Origin of the sequence: Collinsella sp. AF20-14LB, from assembly GCF_003459505.1 — a bacterium.
Lineage (GTDB): Bacteria > Actinomycetota > Coriobacteriia > Coriobacteriales > Coriobacteriaceae > Collinsella.
On the sequence record NZ_QRWD01000015.1, the window covers coordinates 1 to 21,448 of the forward strand.

Annotated in this window: 21 protein-coding genes and 1 pseudogene; 17 read left to right on the forward strand and 5 right to left on the reverse strand. The window is 59.3% G+C overall.

What is annotated here, in order from left to right; genetic code table 11:
- The 4 genes from DWX63_RS08055 to DWX63_RS08070 all read left to right on the forward strand — a co-directional run.
- Positions 1 to 745: BspA family leucine-rich repeat surface protein (locus tag DWX63_RS08055; protein WP_117843361.1), on the forward strand; the 745-nt coding region annotated here is incomplete at its 5' end.
- A gap of 187 nt (positions 746 to 932) precedes the next feature.
- Entirely contained in the window at positions 933 to 1,148 is a 216-nt protein-coding gene (locus DWX63_RS11525) for a helix-turn-helix domain-containing protein (protein WP_255413244.1), read from the forward strand.
- A gap of 859 nt (positions 1,149 to 2,007) precedes the next feature.
- Positions 2,008 to 2,838 (forward strand): PBECR4 domain-containing protein, encoded by an 831-nt coding sequence (locus tag DWX63_RS08065; RefSeq protein WP_117843362.1) that lies wholly within the window; start codon positions 2,008 to 2,010, stop codon positions 2,836 to 2,838.
- Between the two features lie 150 nt (positions 2,839 to 2,988).
- A complete protein-coding gene (locus DWX63_RS08070; protein WP_117843363.1) occupies positions 2,989 to 3,762 on the forward strand; it encodes a hypothetical protein in 774 nt (257 codons plus the stop codon).
- Between the two features lie 261 nt (positions 3,763 to 4,023).
- Here DWX63_RS08070 and DWX63_RS08075 read toward each other — a convergent pair whose 3' ends face one another.
- Together DWX63_RS08075 and DWX63_RS08080 are read right to left on the reverse strand one after the other, a co-directional pair.
- Positions 4,024 to 4,254: a hypothetical protein gene (locus DWX63_RS08075; RefSeq protein WP_199411158.1), complete on the reverse strand. Its 231-nt coding sequence runs from the start codon at positions 4,252 to 4,254 to the stop codon at positions 4,024 to 4,026.
- Entirely contained in the window at positions 4,247 to 4,552 is a 306-nt protein-coding gene (locus tag DWX63_RS08080; RefSeq protein ID WP_117843422.1) for a BrnT family toxin, read from the reverse strand. The genes DWX63_RS08075 and DWX63_RS08080 overlap by 8 nt, the downstream gene beginning before the upstream one ends.
- 294 nt (positions 4,553 to 4,846) lie before the next feature.
- Here DWX63_RS08080 and DWX63_RS08085 point away from each other — a divergent pair.
- Together DWX63_RS08085 and DWX63_RS11420 are read left to right on the forward strand one after the other, a co-directional pair.
- A pseudogene (locus DWX63_RS08085) lies at positions 4,847 to 5,295 on the forward strand (DNA cytosine methyltransferase); the annotation flags it as partial.
- Between the two features lie 291 nt (positions 5,296 to 5,586).
- Positions 5,587 to 6,510 carry a DNA cytosine methyltransferase gene (locus DWX63_RS11420; RefSeq protein ID WP_199411164.1) on the forward strand — a complete coding sequence of 308 codons (924 nt, stop codon included), beginning with the start codon at positions 5,587 to 5,589 and terminating at the stop codon, positions 6,508 to 6,510.
- A gap of 406 nt (positions 6,511 to 6,916) precedes the next feature.
- On the opposite strand, the gene DWX63_RS08095 is transcribed toward DWX63_RS11420, so the two are convergent.
- Positions 6,917 to 9,478, reverse strand: coding sequence for a hypothetical protein (locus DWX63_RS08095; protein ID WP_117843364.1), 2,562 nt, complete (start codon positions 9,476 to 9,478; stop codon positions 6,917 to 6,919).
- Positions 9,479 to 9,879: 401 nt separating this feature from the next.
- On the opposite strand from DWX63_RS08095, the gene DWX63_RS08100 reads away from it, so the two are divergent.
- Positions 9,880 to 10,134: a hypothetical protein gene (locus DWX63_RS08100; protein ID WP_117843365.1), complete on the forward strand. Its 255-nt coding sequence runs from the start codon at positions 9,880 to 9,882 to the stop codon at positions 10,132 to 10,134.
- A gap of 85 nt (positions 10,135 to 10,219) precedes the next feature.
- Here DWX63_RS08100 and DWX63_RS08105 read toward each other — a convergent pair whose 3' ends face one another.
- Positions 10,220 to 10,639, reverse strand: coding sequence for a helix-turn-helix transcriptional regulator (locus tag DWX63_RS08105; RefSeq protein WP_117843366.1), 420 nt, complete (start codon positions 10,637 to 10,639; stop codon positions 10,220 to 10,222).
- Positions 10,640 to 10,783: 144 nt separating this feature from the next.
- Positions 10,784 to 11,209: a helix-turn-helix transcriptional regulator gene (locus tag DWX63_RS08110; protein ID WP_117843367.1), complete on the reverse strand. Its 426-nt coding sequence runs from the start codon at positions 11,207 to 11,209 to the stop codon at positions 10,784 to 10,786.
- A gap of 243 nt (positions 11,210 to 11,452) precedes the next feature.
- On the opposite strand from DWX63_RS08110, the gene DWX63_RS08115 reads away from it, so the two are divergent.
- The 10 genes from DWX63_RS08115 (at position 11,453) to DWX63_RS08160 (ending at position 21,347) form a co-directional block, all read left to right on the forward strand.
- Positions 11,453 to 11,740 (forward strand): hypothetical protein, encoded by a 288-nt coding sequence (locus DWX63_RS08115; protein ID WP_117843368.1) that lies wholly within the window; start codon positions 11,453 to 11,455, stop codon positions 11,738 to 11,740.
- Position 11,741: 1 nt separating this feature from the next.
- Positions 11,742 to 12,218 (forward strand): hypothetical protein, encoded by a 477-nt coding sequence (locus tag DWX63_RS08120; RefSeq protein ID WP_147336076.1) that lies wholly within the window; start codon positions 11,742 to 11,744, stop codon positions 12,216 to 12,218.
- A 208-nt stretch (positions 12,219 to 12,426) separates the two neighbouring features.
- Positions 12,427 to 12,759, forward strand: a complete 333-nt coding sequence (locus tag DWX63_RS08125) for a MarR family winged helix-turn-helix transcriptional regulator (protein ID WP_117843370.1) — start codon at positions 12,427 to 12,429, stop codon at positions 12,757 to 12,759.
- Between the two features lie 10 nt (positions 12,760 to 12,769).
- Positions 12,770 to 13,228: a hypothetical protein gene (locus DWX63_RS08130; RefSeq protein WP_117843371.1), complete on the forward strand. Its 459-nt coding sequence runs from the start codon at positions 12,770 to 12,772 to the stop codon at positions 13,226 to 13,228.
- A complete protein-coding gene (locus DWX63_RS08135) occupies positions 13,206 to 14,600 on the forward strand; it encodes a hypothetical protein (RefSeq protein ID WP_117843372.1) in 1,395 nt (464 codons plus the stop codon). The genes DWX63_RS08130 and DWX63_RS08135 overlap by 23 nt, the downstream gene beginning before the upstream one ends.
- An 84-nt stretch (positions 14,601 to 14,684) precedes the next feature.
- A complete protein-coding gene (locus DWX63_RS08140) occupies positions 14,685 to 16,340 on the forward strand; it encodes a hypothetical protein (protein ID WP_117843373.1) in 1,656 nt (551 codons plus the stop codon).
- Positions 16,341 to 16,486: 146 nt separating this feature from the next.
- Entirely contained in the window at positions 16,487 to 17,944 is a 1,458-nt protein-coding gene (locus DWX63_RS11270) for a hypothetical protein (protein ID WP_158559653.1), read from the forward strand.
- Positions 17,944 to 20,049: a type IV secretory system conjugative DNA transfer family protein gene (locus DWX63_RS08150; protein WP_158559654.1), complete on the forward strand. Its 2,106-nt coding sequence runs from the start codon at positions 17,944 to 17,946 to the stop codon at positions 20,047 to 20,049. Before DWX63_RS11270 ends, DWX63_RS08150 begins: the two co-directional genes overlap by 1 nt.
- A 502-nt stretch (positions 20,050 to 20,551) precedes the next feature.
- Complete coding sequence (locus DWX63_RS08155; RefSeq protein ID WP_117758863.1) at positions 20,552 to 20,842, forward strand: hypothetical protein; 291 nt, start codon at positions 20,552 to 20,554, stop codon at positions 20,840 to 20,842.
- Positions 20,843 to 20,846: 4 nt separating this feature from the next.
- Positions 20,847 to 21,347 (forward strand): PrgI family protein, encoded by a 501-nt coding sequence (locus DWX63_RS08160; protein ID WP_158559655.1) that lies wholly within the window; start codon positions 20,847 to 20,849, stop codon positions 21,345 to 21,347.
- Positions 21,348 to 21,448: the final 101 nt, after the last annotated feature.

A 21,448-nucleotide genomic window follows, 5' to 3' on the forward strand; every position in this document is an offset into this window, starting at 1 on the left:
GGGAGACATGTTCAACTACCGCAGGGTGACCGATGTTTACACGGGGTTTGAGATGGGGACGTATGAAGGCAATTGGCCATTCGATAACTGCCCTTGGTACTCAATCCATAATGAGGTTTTATGCGTTTCGGTTGTTGACACAGGAATCAAGCCGCTGAGTATGGCTTGGTGGTTCAACCAGTTCACCCGCTGCGAATCATTCGATTTGGGAAATATCGATACAAGCGAGTGCGTGTCATTTGAACGACTTTTCTCGTCTTGCGGTTCGGTCGCAACGGCAGACCTGCGTGGCTTGGGAAAATGGGATACGGGCAATGTGCAGCGCATGGATGCGTGCTTCGACGGTATGCGGAGACTGACCGAAATTCCCGGCATATCGGGCTGGCGCACCGAATCCTGTGTCTCCTTCTCGGGCACGTTCTACAACTGCACCGGCCTTCAGCGTCTCGATATCTCGCATTGGTCCAACAGGTCGTGCAAGCCCGGACCGCAGTCCTGGGGGTATGTGCCTTTCGGGCATTCCGGCGGGGGCTACCCCGATCTCGAGTGCGTCAAGATCGGCGCGAGTTGGGACCATGTGGGTGACCTCCTTAGAAATACGTATTCCTTGATGAAGGTCACCGGTGCCGACGGCAACTGGTATGCCCTTTCGGACGGCAACGCCTACAGCTCGAGTTCTGTCCCGGACAACAAGGCCGATACGTACTACACGACGAAGGCGCTTCTGGACCAAGCGCGGCGGTAATCTCCCCCACGACTGCATAAAGACTTCGCAACCAGCAGTCCTGCATTTTCATATCCTTGATTCTCATTTTCATTGCAACAGCCTCAGGACTCAGCGCAACGCGTTGCGCTGAGTCCTGAGGCGTGAATCCGGGTAGGCAACCCCAGAGGGGCCGGAATCCCCCAGCCCGCGATGGAGGGAGGCTGAAATGTCCAGACCGAAGCCGTCCGGGAGGTCGTACGGGAGGCTCACGAGGCATGAGAGGAACACGGTCGAGAGGATGCTCGACCTCAACCGCAGCGCCCGCGAGATCGCCGCGGAGCTCGGCAGGTCGCCATCGACCGTGACCAGGGAGGTGGCGCCGCCGCCAAGCTCGCGGCCATCAGGAACGGGCTCGCGCGCGGGCTCTCCCCGCAGCAGATAGCGGCGGCGGCATGGGGGCACCGGCCTCCACAGCCTATCCACCTGCGGAAACGTGGCGACGGCCAGGTGCCGGGGGCTATTTCCGCGTTGCGCTAGCTGCGGAAACGCGGGGCCCGTTCAGGCTGTTGCGTTGAGATTGAAAATCAACCTGCATTTTCATATAGCATCCCGCTCTCCATCGGCATAATGTTTGGAGAGTGCCGCGCCCTCGACATCGTTGAATTCGGCGAACTCGACTTCTCAAAAATGACAAACGCCCACTATGCCTTCTCTAATTGCCGCTCTTTAATGCTCGATTGCTCGAATTGGGATGTTTCAATCTCTGTCGACCGTACTGAATTCAATGCTGGTGCTCCCGGCGTGATCGCGCCAACGGTCTGAACAGCGATGTGATCCCGTATTCTTCCCTTTGCGTAGCCATGTAGCTCCGTAGCCGTGTAGCTGGGTAGTCCGATTGTATTCAAATGTGTCAAGACATTTCGGATTTGTAGATGCTATAATATCCTTGCTATCGAAAGAGGGTTCAGCCCCGGCTGGTAAACCTGACGTTCGATACGGTGTGCGTGACGTATCTAGCGGGCATGGCCGCAATAGAATTTCCCATGAATAGGGGTACGACCCCAAACGCTCCGATACCTTCGGAGAGAGTGAACTGGCAGGCAGGAAACCGGGATATAGGCTGTCCAGAAGGAGGGGCTTAGCGCCCCTCCTTCTTTTTTGGCCATATCAATCAGTCTTATGTCTTCCGCTGCGAACTTGATGTTTCCCAGATTGTAGAAACGCGCAGGATGCCGCTGCGGCATGAAAGATGGGGTTCCAATTCACCGGGCCATCCTTGTCGAAAAGACAAGGAGGCCACCATGAAAGCGAACAAGAGGGATGTCCGGCGGGTTATCAATCTCGCACGGGGATATGACCGCAACCTGTGCGGCAAGGACTTCCTTATCTGCTACGGCTCGGGAGACGATGCCCGTATGCTCGAGGTGTCGTTTTTCAAGAAGCGCTTTAACCACCTCGTCGGGATTGATATCAACCGATGTAATGTCAAGCCGTGGGTGCTCTATAAGAAGGCACTTGCGGGTACGTTGACGCCCCACGATCTGGGAAGCTCGCTTTCGCAATACTTTCCGTCCAAAATCACGGCCGCTCGCATGATGAACGCGTTTATCAGCACGGCCACCCACGTCAGCGAGGTCAATCCCCTATCGACCAAAGTCAATGCGGATATATGGGTATCGGGCGATACGGCGCAGTTTGCCATAGGCTGTCTGAAGGTGGACGCCCAATATCACAGTTCGTCCTGCTTTGTGCCGAGCAGTTTGCAGCTCCTGAAGTCCGCCGAGGTTGACAAGAAATCATGCGGTCAAAGGTTGCCGATAACGGCCATGCTCAGCAAGGAAGCCTCAGCCAAAAGCTTCGATACCCTCCTGTACGTCGATAGGAATTTGCTTGAACAGAGCCAGGCGAACCTCGGCTTCATTATCCGCAGCTTCGGAAATACGGACGAACTGAAGAAGGCATACCCGTCCATCATGGATGAGGTCTTGGGGTTGAGTCCGAATGAGAGCATGAGCATCGATGAGCTTGCTGAAGACAAGACTGCGATTGCCAAGGAACTCAATAAGCTCAATCGGCAGCGCGAACAGTTCAAGGTTGCGCCGCGCTCCCCGGGTGCTGAGAAGATCAAGTAGCCATGCGTGTGGCCGTGTAGCTCGGTAGATGTGTAGCTATGTAGCCGTGTAACGGTGTATGCCTGCATGTCGCTACCTTTGTCCTACTGTTTCGTTCTGCCAAATCGGTTGCTAACGTTTGAATAAGGTTAGTACTCCTTGGAGGTCGATATGGATTTTCCCACCACCGGACGTCCCATCGGTCAGATTATCGAAAAGCTCGATTCGTTGCCAAATAGCGCACGAGATGCAGCCGTAAACAACAGCATTGTTCTACTCGATAACCTCGGCGGTTTCGGAGAGAGCGTCCTCAAGCTCTACAACGAGTCAAGCCCGTCCGCTCGCGAAGCTATCGCAGAGATGTTCGAACTAGTCTGCAACGAATCGTTCGACAATTGGATGGACAGGGTCGAACGCAGTTGCGATGGGTTTTCCAAGCAAAAAGAGGTCGTACGGGAATTCGATACGCTTCCCGAAGCGATTGCCGATGCCCTCGATTCGGAAGGATGGGCCGTCTCCGACGATGACGTACGCAATCTCGGATATCTGGAAATCGAGCGGGAAACAGACCTTACCGGTTACGATCTCATACTCACCATCGACCTGCGCGGCAAGGATATGGACTCCACCAGCGATTGGATGACTGCAGCCCGCGAACTCGTCTACAGCTGGGATCCGGTCGAGGAGGCGCTTATCGCCGCGGGATGCCCGGACGCTCCCTCGGTCGACCGAATCATCGAAGACTTCAAATCTACCTATGAGAGTTCAATTTGCGGTATCGAAGCTGTCTGTCAAATCGTCACCAGCGCATGGGATGAGAAAACCGCGACGGACGACATCCACTCAGAATCGCTCGACCAAATTTGCGAGCATGCCAGCGATGCTATCGATGAATCTGCATCCATTTGTGTTGACATGCAACTCGATAGCGGCGTAGTTCGGTAGGCTTGTGGCTATGTAGCTATGTGGCTATATAGCTGTGTAGCTGTGTAGGCGGGTAACTCGGTAGTCGTGTAGTGAGGTAGTCCATAATTCGATAGGCGTATGGCTCAGGGAGAACCGCGGCCTAAGCGGATCTGCAATAGCAATAGGCATCGAGGGATGGTATGAGAAAGGGCCGAGCTTGCAGCCCGGCCCTTAAGGCGTTATTGCGGCTATCCTAGCGTATCTCGCCTTCTCACCTCGCGCCACTCACCAACCAGTACGCTAGGAGAATGCAAGATGCTTTCCCTGTTCGCGACACTCGGTGAGAAACATGTTGATAATGACCTGGTACGGCACGCCCGTACGGGCGGCCTCCGCCTTGAAGTAGTCGATGTTCTCGCCGTCGATGTTCATGGTAACGCGACGGCGCACCTTCCCGATGTAGGGATTTGGAATGCTGCCGGAGAAATCGACCTCGGCGGGCATCTCCATAATCTCGTCCTTGCTATTCATTTCGATACCTCCAATACTGCCGTTCCTCTGTCCTCGTCGATTTTCTCGCCGAGATTATTCTAATGGTCGAGCCGCCGTGTCTCTCGCAGTGGCAGACCGTCAGCACCCGCGATTCCAAGTCCATCCCTATCAGGAAGAACCTTTCTTCGTAGTCTGAATGTCTGGCATCTGGCAAGACGCGGGCATATGGGTCCGAGAACGCATCGGCCGCCGATTCGAAGCTCACTCCGTGCTTCTTTATGTTGACAGCAGCCTTCTGCTCGTCCCATTCGAATTCTATGTAATCGTTCTTAATCATAATGATATGATACATATACGCTACATATGTGTCAAGCTCTACCCTGCCGAGCAAAATGGATAACGAGCTGCGGGGCTTTTTGCTTATTCGTGTAGCTCAGTAGACGTGTAGCTATGTAGCTCGGTAGGCGTGCAACCCTGTAAACGCATAGCCGCATAGGGCGAAAACCTCACTTTGATATAGGTCGATAGACGGCTATCTAGCTGGGAGATTGCCGCAGCGGCAAGACTCCGTCGGTTTTTTCGGGGTGCCGGAGACTGGGAACCGTTGTAGGTTCGCGGTCAGGAGGACCCTTTGGGCTTTCGCTATGTAAGCATCTTTTCCGGCGTCGAGGCGGCAACGCTCGCCTGGGAGCCGCTCGGCTGGGAGCCGGTGGCATTCTCGGAAATCGAGCCGTTCCCATGCGCCGTGCTGGCAGAAAGGTGGCCAGATGTCCCCAACCTCGGAGACATCACAAAAATCGACTGGAAGGAAGAAATCGATGGAGCTATCGACCTTGTTGTTGGCGGATCCCCGTGTCAATCGTTCTCGGTGGCGGGTAAGCGCGAAGGCCTCAAAGGCGCATCCGGCCTTATGTTCGAGTACATTCGATGCGTACAGGAACTTCGTCCTCGCTGGTTTCTATGGGAAAACGTCCCAGGAGCGCTCACGAGCGAAGATGGGGGGCTTTCGGACAGCTGCTCAGGGAAATGGATGAACTCGGGTATAGTCTCGCATGGCGAGTTCTGGACGCGCAATTCTTCAGAGTGGCCCAGCGACGCCGCCGTCTGTTTCTTGTCGGACATCTTGGAGCCGAATCCCCCGCAGAGGTTCTCTTTGAGCCCGACTGCCTGTCAGGGAATCCTCAATCGAGCCGTGAAAAGAGGAAGGAGCTTGCCCGCCGAGCTGGACGCAGCGCTGCGTGCGCAGGCTTCAAGTACTCCGCTGCGCCCCGCGCCAACACAATAGGCTATGCGGAGGAACAGGCGAACACGCTCACGGCTGACTGGCACGCACCGGCAGTCTTGCCTCTGAGTGGCACCGGCCAACATTATATGGCGATGTCACAGTACGGCACGGAGGTCGCAGGATGCCTTACGGCCCGAGGCGATTCGTCACCGTGTGCTGATAGGGGTCAGAACATCGTCTGCATGACGGGCACGCAGGCACACTGCCATATCAGCGATGAAATCGCGGGATGCCTTACCGCGCATATGGGCAAGGACGACGCCCCCGTGGTGGTGGACGACACGAATATTCAGACATATGTCTGCGAGACCGCCCACTCGGGCAGCAACGGCTTGGGGGTCGGCATGTCCGATGTCTTCCCGACCCTCGATACCTCATCCGGTCCTGCAGTCTGGGCTCGCGAGAATAGCGTCCTGTCGCCCTTCGGATTCGCGCAGAACGTGCGCAACGAGGTACGTATCGTCGACGATGGAACCATCAGCGCGGCGCTTGCCGCCAACCCGGGCATGAAGCAGACGACCTTCGTCTGCACCGGCGGTACCTATCCCATCAATGAGCAAGTCGCCACTCGCGACAAGAAGCTGGGGCGCGGGACGGGCTTGGGAATCGGTGCGGACGGCGACCCTGCATTTACGCTGCTCGCGAACCATCCGCATATGGTTGCAGCCGGCAGCGGGAGCGAACCTATCGCCATGGGCGACCTCAATGCACATACGGCAATCTGCCGCAACGTCTGCCCGACCCTCAAATGCGGTGGCGATGGAGCAATGGTTGCCTCTGAAACCGCAGACAAGATCATGGAGGCAAATCCCATGCTCGTCCGCAGGCTCACCCCGCTCGAGTGCGAACGCCTCCAGGGTTTCCCCGATGGGCATACGCTTATCGGATGGAAGGGCAAGCCCGCCGAGGAATGCCCCGATGGGCCGCGCTACAAGGCCATCGGCAATTCCATGGCGGTCCCCGTCATGAGGTGGATCGGCAAGCGCATCGCGGCGGCCGATAAGAATTAGGCATCACGACGGAACTCCAGCTGAATTCAAAGGGCGCCTTCCGGGGCGCTCTTTTTTGTCAACGGTCTGCATGTGTACACGCAACTCAGTAGACGTGTAGCTATGTAGCTCGGTAGCTCTGTAGGCACGTAGATACATAGCCGCATAGACGAGATTGCCAAACGATTGTCCAGACGAATGAGGAAAAGAATAAGGAGAATAAGAAAAGTGATCATCTGGTATGAGGGAGTCTCCTCGAATGCAATCTTGTGGCAGCGGCGTAGCCGAATGGTTCTGTAGTTCCGTAGTCGTGTAGCAAGATAGCTTGGTAGACGTGTAGCTACGCAGTGAAGCAAAAAAGAGGAGCCACCATTTCGGCGGCTCCTCCTCTCGAGGGGAAAGGGCTTGGGGTCTAGACCGCTAGGATCTAGAGTGCAGCATGGAGACCACGGCGGCGTGCGATCCCCGCTGCGGCAATCGCTGCTGCGCCCATGCCGGAGATGACGCTCACCTCGAGCGCGGTGGAGTCGCCCGTCTGGGGCAAGGCCTTCTGGTCGGAAGCGGCAGCGGCCTGAGCCTGCTCACCCTGAGCCTGTTTGCCGTTCGCGCCCGCAGCCTGGTCGGTTCCGGCTCCACCGGTACCCTTGGCGTTACCGCCCTCGGTACCGGTCTCGGTGTTGCCGCCGGCGGTGGTGCCGTTGCCATTCTCGGTCTTGGAAGCCTCGTAGGCATCGGAGAGGTTCTTGTAGTCCTGGGCGGCTGCGGTGTAGTAGGCCTGAGCCTCATCCACGGCGGCGGAAGCGGTGTCGACATCGCCCTGAGCGAGCTTGACGGCGGCGGTTGCCTCGATCAACGTGCCATTGGCCTTGTCGGCAGCGGCCTTGAGCTCGGCGAGCTTCTGCTCCGCCTCGTCCTTGCCTGCGGCAGCGGTAGCGGCAGCATCGGCGGCCTTCTGGTAGGCAGTCTCAGCCTCGTTATATGCGAGCTGGGCCGCAGTCAGGGCAGCAGCGGCGGCCTCCTTGGCATCCAGCGCCTTCTGCTCGGCGGCGACCGCATCCTCGTAGTCACCCAAGGACTTTTCGTAGGCGGCCTTCGCGGCGGCACGCTCGCCCTTCTTCACGTCAATCTCTGCCACGGCATCCTCGAGGGACTTCTGAGCCTCGACCAAGGCGGTCTGGGCATCGGAAAGCTGGCCTTGGAGCTGAGCGATCTTGTCATGCGCGGCATTGAATTCGTTCGCGCTCTGGTCGTAGGCGGCCTGCTTCTCGTCTGCGGTGGCCTTCGCCTGGTCGCGGGCGCCTGCGACAGCCTCAACGCCGGGCTTCAAGCCCTGATACTTGGAGGATGCGTCGGCAAAGACCTTGTTCGCCTCGAGCTGAGCCTGATTCAGCTGCTCGAGATCGCCGGCATGGTTCAGGGCATCATCCAGCGCATCGGACGCATCCTTGGCGGCCTTGTCGGCTGCGGCCTTGGCGTCGGTTGCGGTCGCGACGGCCTGCTGCGCGGCCGCCTGATCATTCTTGGCGGCCTTGAGCTGTGCTTCGCAGGTCGGGATGTAGTTGTTCACGATGTCATCGTAGGAGGCCTGCGCGGCATCGACTGCCTTTTGGGCAACATCGACCGCGGCCTGCTTATCACCGAGCGTGGCGGCTTGGGCCTCGTTCGCGTCGACAGCCGCCTTGATGTCGTTGTAGGCATCCTGCGCCTGCTGGAGTGTATCGCGGGCGGCATTGACTGCGTCCATGAGGGAGGTCAGCTCTTCCTCGGTCGCGGTGCCTGCGACCTGAGCCTGGTAGTAGGCATCTGCGGCTGCGGTGTAGGCGGCCTGCTCCTGGTCGAGTTTCTGCTTGGCGGCATCCAGGTTCTGGCGATACTGGGGCAGCGAGTCCGCGATGGACTTGACGAGGTCGTACTCGTCCTGGGCGGCAGCGAGGGCGGCCTTGGCGTCCTCGATATTCTGCTCGGCGGCGGGCACAGTCGCGTTTGCGGCATCGAGACGGATCTGCTCGGTAGCGACGGCCTGCTTGGCCGCCTCGAGCTTGACGTTCGCCTGATCGAGGGCGGTTTGGGCATCTGTAGCCTTGGACTGGGCGGCAGCCTTGGCCTGGGTCAGCTTCTGGATGGCGGCGTCGCCCCACTTGCCGAAGGCGTCGAGATAGGCGTGGACCTTGCCGTACCAATCGGCCTTCTTGGACTCCATGTCGGCCTGCGCCGCATCCAGCTCGGCCTGCTTCTCATCGAGTGCCTTCTGGGCGGTCTCGAGCTCGGCGGTCGCCTGATTGAGCTGAGCCTGAAGGGCATCGAGGTGGTCTGCGGCAGCGTCCTCGGCAGCTTGGGCATCGGATACCTGCTGCTCGAGGTCGGCCACCTTGGCCTGTGCCGCATCGACGTCCTGCTGGGCCTTCTCGGCAGCCTTCTTGGCCGCATGGACAGCGGCCTTGGCGTCGGTCCATGCCTGCTTGGTGGTCTCGATCTTCTCGAACGCGCCTGCGCGTCCCGTCTTTGCGGCCTCGTAGGCTGCAGCAGCCTGCTCGGCAGCCTTTGCAGCGTCGGCTCGCTTTGCGGCGGCGGCATCATATGCGGCCTTGGCCTCGGTCAGCTTCTGGTCGGCTGCAGCCTTGGCATCGGACGCGGCCTGTACATCGGCCTCACCTGCCTCAACGCCGGCGGCCGCCTGATCGTATGCGGTCTGTGCAGCGGCTTGTGCCGACTGGGCGGCATTCAAGGCGTCCCACGCGGCGTCAAGCTGCTCGTTTGCCTCGTCCAGCTTGCCCTTGGCGAGATCCATGGTCGCCTTGGCATCCTTAACGGTTTGCTCGGTGACCTTCTGGATATCGGTCTGGGTGGTTAGCTGATCGCCGTCTGCGGATGCCGTCTGGGCAAATGCCATGGTCTGCATGATCGGGGACAGCATGAGGCCCGCGGTCACGGCCATGGTCACCGCCGGCTTCAAAATCGTCTTCTTGTTCTTTGCCTCGCGTTTGCGCATATCGAGGTCTCCTTCCATTCGGAGGTTTTGCTAGCCCCGTGAAAATACGCCAATCCATGCATCGCCATTCACCTGCTGCCGCAGCGGCAGCAGGTGGCGGTCAAGGTTGCGTGGGGTTGCCTCGTAAAGCGCCGTCTAGCAGCGGAATCGGCTTGGCTGTAGCCGTGTAGCTCGGTAGTCAGCTACGTGACATGCACGGTAGCCGTATAGCTATGTAGCCGGCTTTGATGCATAGCGATGGAAGGAAAAGGCCGAGCGAGCGCCACTGCCGTGCCTTGACATGAACGTGGAGCGTGCCGCTGCGGCAAGCGCTCCATGTGGACGGCGGCCGCGTGGGACGCTTAATCAATAAAGCCCGCGGCTTCGCGGGCGTATGGCGATGTCTGTCTTGTGGAGGGCGAATGGTTGGAGATCAGTTGAATCTCGTGGAGGTGTCGGTTGAGAAGGATGCGGGCGGCAACCCGACATGCATCATCTGGCCCGATGGGCGGAGGTTCGCCATCTCGAGTAGCGGTGCGCCGCTCATGTGCCCGTCCCGTACCGCGGGCAGGTTCGCGTATGTCCGCGATGTCTATGTCATCGGTCGCGGGAACAGGACGCACCGCAGGTCGATTATCGCCGACGGCGGCAAGTGGTATGTTGTCTGCCTGAAGTAGCACGGGTATTCAGGCAGCTGGGTAGGTGTGTAGTTCTGTAGCCGTGTAGTTGGGTATCGAGCTACACGGCTACCTGTATAATCGGTCAGTCGCGCTCGCTCGGCCAGACCATCAGGCGGTTCGGGTCTTTCGTAAGGCTCCTCATTATGCCAATCAGCTCGCAGCGAGTCTCGGTGTTCAGGCGGTTGAACAGCGTGATCAGCTCCAACCTCTGCCCGACGGGGGCATCGGTGTCCTCGACGACCGGCATCTCGGCATCGAAGAGCTGTTCTATGGTTATGTTCAACACCCGACAGAGGGCGAGCAGGTTTGAGACTCGGACCGTCCCCAAATCGGTTTCTGGGCGGATAATCGTCGTCAACGTGCTCACCGGAATACCGGCAAGATTCGCCGCCTGGCTGTTTGAGTATCCGGATCCCTTGATGAGCGACTCCAGCTTAGAGTAGGGGCGGTCCTTGCCCGCTATCTGCTTTTTCGGAGCGGCGGCCTGCTTTTTCTCGGCCATTGTAAATAACTCCCGTCTTTCTTCTAGCTATACCTGTATGGTGTCGCGTAGTCGGCTATGCAGCTACGCGCCTACATGCCTACCCATATAGCTCTGTAGCTGCATTTTGAAATAGCGGGCGCATATGTACCCGCCTCTGCCGTGCTAATCTGTCTTATCCGGCGCGTCCGGACTGGTATCTGCCGACGGGGACGCCTGCGCCTCGGCCTGCGTCTCGCGGTTTCTCTGCATATTGGAGGGGTCGAGTTTCATGGCGCTCGATACGCGCATGAGGCAGGACTTCGCCTGCGCGTTGAAGCCCCTGAAATCGCTCACGAGGGATTCCTCGTCGCCCGAGAGGAGTGCCTTCTTGCCGGGGTTCTCCTCCTCCCCGTCGAACAGGTCTTCCACGAAGGTCTCAAACGGAATGTCCAAACCCTTGCAAATCCTCAAAAACGTGGTCATCTGCATGTTCTGGCATTTCGACCTTCCGTTCACGAACGTGCTAAGGGTCGATGTCGAAACCCCGCACCTGCGGCTAAGTTCCGATGCGGTGACACCGTACTTCTCAAGTATCTCCTTGAATGTCATGGCTTCCCCTCTCTCTAGTCAGGTGGCTACCCGGCTACAGAATACATGATTCGGAAGTCATTTTCGCGTATGTAGATATAAATCGCGCAAATAGGCAATTTCCACGTATGTAAATTACAATTCCAAACTATATTGCCCTAAATCGAAAAAAGGGATAATATCTCGCTCGTAGCTACGAATGAGGAACACCATTCTACATTCGTCAACTATGCCCCAAGTAGTTCGATTAGTTACGGAGACACGATGACCAAAAACCCTGTTCTGGAGTCCGCGTCCAAAATCCTTCTGGATTACGTCGAGGACACGGAGACCTTCGCCACCGCCATTAACGAGTCTGTCGGTAGCCTTGCGCTTCTCGATGGGCAGTGCAACTTCCTTCGCGAGCCGACCCCCATGGAATTCGTGTTCGTAAGGGCGATGCTGCCCGCGAACGGCGCTGCGCGACTTCTGGAGGCATTCGACGCGGCGGCCGAGGAGCAGATGCCGCGCTTGGCAAATCCATCCTTCGCGTCTGTCGCGGAGGAGATGTAGCGTGATGAATGCCGCAGCCAAAAAGAGCGCCAAGTCCGCATCCTTCAGCGATGAGGAGCTCTTGCAGCTCCCGCTCGTTCTCAACTCCGACCAGGCCGCCAAAGTCCTCGGTTGCAGCCGCTCGAAGCTCCAATCCATGTGCCGAGCCGATACCGTCGAGTACCAACGCCTCCAAAACCGCTTCTCCTTCAACCGCGATTATATCTTCAAGCTCGCGGGGATCAGCTACGAGGCTCTCTACAAGAGCGTGAGCGAGCGCTGCCTTGCGAGGGAGAAAATCAAAGAGCAGTACGCCCCGCTCTTCAAAAAATACGGCGTGGATATCTTCGGAGGCGAGACCCTTCTGGGCGCAGGTGCGCTCGATAGTGCGGCTCTTATGAAAAACGACGAAGTTGAGGTGGATGAGGCGCTGATCGACCAGATCGGAGAAGCCCAGCTCGGCAAGCTGCTACTCAAGACCCTTCTCAAAAATGCCTAGTTGACAAGCTCGGTATCGCGCAACAAAATCAAAGCATACCGGTTCCCCAAGCCGGACGATAGGAGATGAACTGCATGACCCGCCCTGCTGGGCGTGCAGCCGTGAACGCTGCCGCCTATCCGTGCAATCTGTTAGCTATCGACCCCGAGGGCATCAAGCCCTTCGGGGTCTTTTCGCCATGCACGTGCACTTTGGCAGGTGATCTCAAATGAGTTTCACCATCGACCCGTGGATGATGCGCGATCTCGATTTATCGGGAAACGAGCTCATCATCTTCGCCCTGGTCTGCGAAGCAGGCGAAGAGGGCCTCAGCGTCTCAAAACCTAAGCTCGCGTTCCTCAGCAACACATCGGTCACGACCGTCAGGCGTGTTCTGGGCGATCTGTCCGAACGCGGCTACATCGAGCGCACCCATGTCGGCGAGAACGAGCCGAGCACTTGGGTCGCATGCGTCGGCGAGCAGTCATCCAGCTCTCCCTCTCCTATCGAAACGCCTTCCGGCCGAAACAGCCGGAGCAGAGTCATGTCGATAGCGAAATAGGAGGACTATCATGGATTTCGCGTACAACAACCGTAGCAACAACCGTCTGGAGCAAGAGGCCTACTGGAAGCAGTACGGCTGGATGAGCCGTCTGGGTCTCAACAGCGCCAAGGCAATCGTCTTCGCGCTCATCTTCGAGCGCGACTGCACCGACGACCCCGCCCGTGAGCGCATCACCTCGAAATATATCGCGCAGGCCCTCGATGAGGGATGCCCTGCCCCTGCCCGCGGTCGCGGGGCGGCCGAGCACGGCATCGCGCGAGTCTTCAAGACGCTCAACGAGCTTTCCGCCAAGGGACTCGTCTGCGCCGTCATGGACGAGGACGGCCTGTCCATGAGCTTCAAGTGCGATTACGATGCCGTCGAATCGATTCTCGCCGCCGCGGCGGACAGTTCTGCAGATATCGAGCCGACAAGCGAATCGAGCGAATGCGAGGTCGATGACAATGCCTACGACAAGATGTCCTGATAACGCCCTCGACCGCAACTTCTACACCGTTTTCGACTGGATGGTGGACCCGGCCGGGCTGGGTCTCAAGGCGTCCAGCGCCGAGCTGTCGGTCTACGCCAAGATCTACTCGATGAGCCATCATTCGGCATACGGCTACTACGTCACGCAGGACCAGCTCGCCCTCGATCTGTATATCTCGCGCCGCTCCGTCCAGCGTGCGCTCGACAGCCTCTGCAAGGCGGGCCTCATCGGCTACAACGAGCTGTACCGTACCGGCAGGGAGGCGAACGGCATGAAATCGCCGCGCTCCTACTTCGCCGTCCAGGAGAAAATCAATGCCGCGATTGAGGCGACGATGCCCGTTTCCGCCTCGCTGGGCGGGCAAATCCTCGATTTCGACTTTCAAAAAAGCACAGGTCAGGCTGATGCGCCAACTTGTCACATCTCGGCTGTTGAAAACTCGAGTTTTCAACAATCCGCAGGTCATGCAGATGCGTCATTTTGTCACAACGATGCGCCGAGTTGTCACATCGATGCGTCAAGTTGTCACAACGATGCGTCATTTTGTCACAACGATGCGTCAAGTCGTCGTATCGGCGCGACCTGCGGATCCGTCGAATCGGAAGAATTTGCAGCACCGCTATCTAGCTGCGGAGATGCAGCAAAACCGCAGGATAGCGACACGGCCTCATCGGGAACCGGCGTATATATAAATAATAATAAGAATAATAATGATAATTATTTTTCTTATTCTTCTGATAATCCCAATGAGGGAGATATGCCTTGTGGAGAGGGCGTCAGTGGAGGCACGGGCAGCAGTGACGGCTCGGACGGTGCTGCTGACTGGAGTGCCGAGGTGCGCTATGTGGCACGCTTTATCGCCGACTCGTCTCCCAAGCATTGCGACGGCATCTTCCTCGAGAGGACCATGGACGCGATCCGCGATGCCATGGATGCGGGTGCCGATGCCGATGAGATATGCGACGCGTGGGACCTCTATCTCGATGAGCTCATGACGCAGAATTCCGAGGGCGGCTCGGCCGCCTTCAAGCGCTACGCGATGTTCCCGCTCAACTGGCTTCGCCGCGCGGACGGGTTCAGGTTCTATCTGAAGAAGGTTCGAGCGGCAAGCGGAAAATCCGCGCAAGCCAGCCATGAGGATTCGCCTGAGAACGATTTGGAATGCACGAATGAAGCCGAGGCACTCGCGAGGAAGTATTGCCTCACCGCCAACAAGACGACCTCGGGCATCATCTGGACGTTCATGGGCGATTACCATTCGGCGATGATCGCCCCCCGCGCGAAGAGCCGCCGCGAGGCCCTTCGCTACATGTGCTCGGTTAAGGGCATCGAGGTGCCGAAGGATATCGAAGAAATGTCTGAAATCTAAGCTCGGATTGGAGAAGCAATGGGACAATTGCCTGCAGACGCCCCCTGCAAGGCGGCTCACAGCTCACGTAACCGCGCACGGCGCATGAAGGCCGCTCGCGCCGAGGCCAGGAGGCTCGTCAATGAGGCCATGGTCAAGCGCGATTCGGCCTTGGCGGAACTCTCGGCCGTGAAGGACGAGTTGGCGAACGCAAACTCGAAGCATGAGCGCGAATGCGCCGAGTTCAGGCTCAAGGTCAACGAGATGACGGCGGCGGTGGAGACATCCGCTCAAAATGCCGCTACCTCGGATGAGATTGAGAACCTCAAGCGCATCAATGCGGAGACGCTCGAATCCCTAGATAGCGAGCGGAGCAAGACGCAGGGCCTCTTGGAACGTCTCGGTGAGGCCAACGACCAGCTCGAGAGCGAACGCAGCGAGAAGGAGGAATTCCGCCAGGAGGTGCTCGGGCTGCGTAGCCGCTTGGAGAGCATGAGCGGGATGTCGAGCGATGAGGTCAACGGGCTTATCGCTCGGGCGCAGGAGGCCGAGGACCGCGCCAGCGAGCTGGTCGCTGGCATGTCCACCCTCCAAAACCAGGCAGAGGATCGCGAGAGGCAGCTCAAGGAGGCTCGGGAAAGCTGCTGGCAGCTCAAGGCCGCTGCGGACGAGCAGATGAAGAGGCTCGAGAACTACAACGCCGCCTTGCACGATTCCGTCGCTCAGGCCAAAGCCGAGCTCGAGACGGTTTCGGCCGAGCGGGATGAGCTGCTGGGTAAGCTCAGCGATTCATCGAGCCGGATTGAGGAGCTGGAGTCCTCGCTCGAGGCCGAGCGGCAAGGCGCCAGCCATCTGCGCAACAGCGAACAGTCGAGCGCCGACAAGATCGTCGACCTCGCGCGGGAAAACGAGGCCCTCGGTAAAAGTCTCGCACAGACCCAGAAGGCACGAGCCGATGCGGCCGCAGCCCTTGAGGCCGTGCAGGCGAACAGCGAGTCGATCAAGGCGGACCTTCAGGCGGCGCGGGAGGAGAACTACCGCCAGCGCCATGACTACGACCAGAAAATCGGAGAGCTGGTGCGCGGTCAGGAACGGCTCCGCGAGCAGGTGCAGGCGGCACAGGGCAAGCTCGAAGAGGATGCGGCGGAATACGAAAAGCGTATCGCGGAGCTTCAGGAGGCACTCGAGGCCAAGCAGGAAGAGGTCGTGTGCGCCGCTCAAGAGTCGCACAAGGATGAATTGGAGCGCCTGCAGGCCGCCGTCGAGTCCGAGCGCGAGCGAGCCGACCGAGCCGAGGGGAAGGCACGAGCCGCAGAGCTTCTGCGAGAAGATTTGGAAAGCTACAAGGGCAAGGTCGGTGCCTTGCGACAGCAGCTTTCGGTATGCTCGAACCTGAAGGACGACCTCGAGGACGCGGAGTCCAAGCTGATGGAAGCCACCGCACGCGCAACCGATGCCGAGAGCCGCGCACGTGCGGCCGAGCGGGATTCCAGCAGGCTTGCCAAGGAACTCGAGCGCGTCAACATGAAGCTCGCCGATGAGTCATCGCGTGCGGACGGGGCCTCGGCCGCACTGCAGGAAGCCGACGGCGTCAAAAGCCTCGCCCTGCCCCATGGTCTTCTCCCCGGTGAGGTGACCACCGTCGCGTTTGGGTCGGGATTCCAGAAGTTCCTCGTCAAGAAGCTCATCTACAAGTCCGACGGCAGCATCCTCGCCGAAAACGAGCACGGCCAGTCCGTATCGATGGGCGTTTGGCGCTAGATGGCACCTTCACTCCCGTTGAGTCGATGCGAAACGGTTGAATCTAACCGCTGCGGCACGACCCGAAGGGGGTCTCTCCCTCCGATGTAGCCTGCGCTGTGACTGAGCATTGGGCTTGGTCACAGCGACCTTCGGAGGTAGAGGATATGCCATCAATTTCAGATGAGGCCGGAATCAAGCTGCTCAACATACTCGAGATGTTCGGCAGGGAGATGCTCAGGAACAAAATCAATGAGTCGAACCGCTTGCGAGCAGAAGCCCGAGACGCCAAGGGGGCGGCCAAGGGCCTATCGAACAACGGCAAGGGGATGAAAAAGCAAGACTATACGACGACTTGGTTCGATTCTCCCGCCGAGGCGCAGACGACCCTGCGCGAGTTGAAACAGATCTCCCCGAAACTGTTTGCCAACTCCACCGTCGTCGGCCATTTCCTCGTCCATCCGAAAGATGGAAAGGACAGCGACGGGAAGCGCACCCACACCATTCAAGATGCCATCTACGACATCAGCCGCGACCATCGATATGCCGCCCGCATCATCAATCTCGACAAGCTCGATAAGGGCAAAGCGGACAAGGGCTATATCAAAAGCCTGCCCGATGGGGACTGCACCCGTTTCACGTTCGGAGAGTTCGAGAGCGAGGCATCCTCGTTCAACGCCGCCTACTATTGCTCCATCCTGCAGGATTACGACATCAACGCCCGCCATATCGGCAACCAGGTCATCGTCAACAAAGGCGATGCAGAACAAGCCTTGGAAGCCCTCGATATCGAGGGAAAGAAGATCCAAGCCATGGGACCCGAGCGCGGCGAGCTGTTCATGCGTCAGCGCTACAAGGACCGCATCGGCGTGGAATTCGAGCCTCCGCTCATCGAAGATGGGGCCGATGGGTATGACGAGGCAGGCGGCGATATGGGTGCCGAGATGCCGACGCCCGAGGTCGAACCCGGGCATGGAGACGATGAGCGTGCAGATGAGGGTGTAGACCCAGACCATGATGTGCGCGACCCGGACAATGGAGGGGTCTTCGTCCCGAGTCTCGATGACGTCGATGAGACACGCGGTGAGGAGAGTCCCGCCGGCAGCGCCGCAGACGGCAAGACCGGACCTGAATCCACGGAGGCCATCGCCGAGGAGGAACTGGCCGAGAAGACGGCGGAGTCCGCGCCGGCAGCTCGGGCCGATAGCGATTTGAGCGCCGCCGATGCGGACGAGGCGCTGTCGCGCGAGACCCGCAAGGCCGAGCTGCACGAGGATATCTCCAACAGCAAGACCACGGCGGACTGCGTCCAGGCTCGCCCCGATGCCCATAACGGCGACCTCTCCACTCCCTATGCCGACGGGCAGGATGCCCCCGGCACCGGGGACTCCGATGGAGACGGCATCCGCGATGCCGCCGAGGACCGCGATGGGGATGGGACGCCCGACAAGCTCGATTCGGATGCCGAATGTATCGACGACGACCCCGATTACGAGCCCGTCAGCATGAAGGAACGCAACATCGACGAGCTGATGAGCGACAAGGGCGAAGAGGCCGCATATGTCGCATCCCGCTCCGCTGCCCAAGCCGAGAAGGACGTCTCGCTCGAGACGGTGAATCGCTAATGAAGGTCACGAAAGAGGTGGCGCCGCTTTTGGGCGCGGCGGCTGCCACCCTCCCCTTCGCCTACCTCGGCAACAGGTTCGTCGACTGCGCCTGCTCCTATTCGGATATGCTCGAGGACCTCACGGCCGCCCCTGCGGAGATGTGGGGCTACATCGCCGCCCATCCGTTTCGTCTGCTGCTGAACGACGCAGGCATGCTCGGCATGCTCCTCGGGGTCTGCATCCCGTGGGCAATCGCCATGGTGTGCCTGGTCTATGGGCAGAAGAACACCCGAGTCGGCGAGGAGCACGGTTCGGCGCGGTGGGCCACCACCGAGGAACTCGCGCCTTTCATCGAGGACAAGAATCCGCAAGGATCTGCGAACGCGCTGCTTCTCTCGAAGAGCACCGGTCGCGCTTGGAGCCGCGAGGGCTTCTCGATGAACTACGACGGCAACATGAACGTGCTGGTCATCGGCGGCTCTGGTGCGGGCAAGACGCGCTACTATGTGAAGCCCAACGTGTGCCAGATGAACTCCGATTTGTTCATCACCGACCCCAAGGGCGACCTTCTGCTCGATGTCGGCAACATGCTCACGAACAACGGCTATGAGATCCGCTCGTTCAACACGTTCTTCCCCGATCGGTCGCTCATCTACAACCCGCTCCACTACGTCAGGACCGACCTCGAGATTCAGTCGTTCGCGGGACTTCTCATCTCCATGACGACGCCTCCCAAGTCCAGCTCGGGAGACCCGTTTTGGGAGAAGTCCGAGAAGATGCTCTACATGGCGCTCATCGCGTTCATGCGCGACTACTGCCCCGCCCAGGACTACAACATCGGCGGCCTTCTCAAGTTGCTGTCGATGGCCAAGGCATCCGAGTCCAACGAGAACTACAAGAGCCCGCTGGACCTCATCTTCGATGAAATCGAGACCGGCATGCGACGGGTCAAGCGCAACCCGAAGAATCCCGAGGTCAAGGAGCGTGCGGCTCAGAACCCGACCCCCTCGGACGCACCGGAGGAGATCTCGGTCTACACCGGCGCGGACGGCGAGCGCTTCGACCTCGTCCCGTCGGCCTTCCGCCGTCATTCGGACAACAAGCGTCCGTATGACAACGTCCACAAGAATGGAAAGCGCGGGTTCGACCCCACCGAGGACTACGCCTTGGAGAACTACCGCAAGTTCCAGTCCGCAGCCGGCAAGACGCTCAAGTCGATTCTGATCACCTGCAACGCACGCCTGGCGCCGTTCACCGCCGCCGAAGTGAAGCGGCTCGTCGTCGGCGAGGACCAGATGCACCTCGAGCGCTTCGGCGACCCCGACTCGAAGAACGCGATCTTCGCCATCTTCGACGACACGGACCAGAGGACACTGGGCTTTCTGCACGGCATGATGGTCTACCAGACGGTGCGAGTCCTGTGCCACAAGGCCTTGGAGAAATACAACGGCAAGCTGCCGCGCCCGGTCAACTTCATCCTCGACGAGTACCGCTCCCTGTCGCTTCCCGCCGACATCTCGGGTTTCATCTCCGTCCTGCGCTCGCGAAACATCGCGATGTCGGTCATCTTGCAGGCCAAGTCGCAGCTCGCCGAGCTCTACGACGAGGCGACCGCCGACTCCATCGTGGGCTGCTGCGATACCGTCCTTTATCTCGGCGGCGGCAAGGCCAACAAGGGCACGACCTCGACCTGCGAGTTCATCTCCGATTCCTGCGGACAGCAGACTGTCTTCCAGGAGAACTACTCCCAGAGCCACGGAGGGCAGGGCAGCTGGTCGAAGAGCGGCCAGACCGTCGGCCGCGCCCTCATCGACCCCGCCGAGGTGGCAAAGCTCCCCAAGACGGAATGTGTCGTGCTCATCAACGGCGCCAACCCCATCGTCGATGAGAAGTACCCGCTCACGGAGCATCCGAACTACAAGCTGATGGCCGATACGCCTGGATTCGATATCAAGAAGTATATGGCGGAGAAGCGCCGCCGCGAGGAGCGCGAGTACTCCGCACGCCTCGCGAGCCAATCCAAGTCGATGCCCCGACGGCCGCCTTTGCGCGGCCGAACGGATGCCGAGGTCGGCAAGCACTACAAGTCCCGCGATACGGATTCAACCGGCAAGGCGGAATAGTAGACAGCGGCTCTATTGATTCTGCGCAAGGGGTTCACGGAAGCGTCCGATGAGCCCCTTTTTCGCATCTGCCCGAGGTCGCCAGCTGCGCGGATGCCTCGATGTTGCCGCTGCGGCAAGACGTGGGTGCCTTTCGGCCGCGCCGTGTATCTTCGTGGCGTCCATTGGGTCGGCACGCCGCCGCCCTGTACCCGGTACGGAGGATCGCATGTCTACCGAAGCACCTGAAAAAGAAAAGCGCCGGACCCGTGACGGCCCGACGCCTTGACATGCGGTGCGCACCCCGGCCGCGAACGACCTACCTGCATTCCCTTGCGGGCCCCAAACAGTTCATGGGTGCGCTAGACAGGAGATGACAGCGGTTCTCACGAACCTCTTCACCCTGGCGCCTTATCGGCGCATACGCATAGTAACACATTCGGCGCATTTGGACCAATAAGGCATTTTCAAGCTACTTGGTCGATTTTTCACATCTGCACCGATACACCTGAAAGGAATACATATGAACCCGATCTACCACGCCCTTGCCGTAGCCACCGTCCAGCTCGGCCAGCTCGATTCCGCCGGCGGCATCCTCGGCAACATCACCTCCCTGCTCAAGGGCGGTATCCAGATGCTGGGCGCCATCATGGTCGTCTGGGGCGGCGTCACCATCGGCATCAACGTCCACAACGGCGCCTCGGGCAACGGCGCTGCTATCGCCGCCGGCGTCGGCACGCTGATCGGCGGCGTCATCGTGTCTGCCGCAGCCCTGTACTTCGGCACGCTCGACACCAGCTGGGTGCGAGGCTAAGCGGGTGCTGTCGGTACCGGTCCACAAGGATGTAACCGAGTATCAGCCCAAGGTCATCGGCGGCCTCACCGCACGCACGATCATCTGTATCGGAGCGGCGGTGGGCTGCGCCCTGGCTTTCGGCTTGCTCTGCACGTTCGTGTTCCACGTGGACATCAACGACGTCATCTACCTCGTATGGCTCGCCGCGGCTCCCGCCGCGCTCATCGGCTTCTATACGCCCCACGGCATGAACTTCGAGAAGTTCGCGCCGCTGTGGCTCGCGCACAACTTCAACGAGCAGTGCCTGGTCTACGTCAGCGCCACCAACCGCGGAGAATTCAAGGCCGAGGCGGACTCCCTCAAGAAGGCGTATGCGGATGAGCGCAAGAAGGGCAACGGCAAGGAGTTGTCGAAGCTCTACAAGACCAACGGCATCGAGATGTGGGAGCCGGGCGGTGCGCTCGCGCCGATGACCATCACAGACCCCAACAAGAGACAGATTGAAGACTTTTGGAGCGACTAATGGCAAACAAGGACGAGAGCTTCAAGAACATGGAGACGCTCGCGGCGGGTCTCCGCCGTCCGGGAGAGGGCGGCTTCGAGCTCGACCCCGAGTATGCGAAG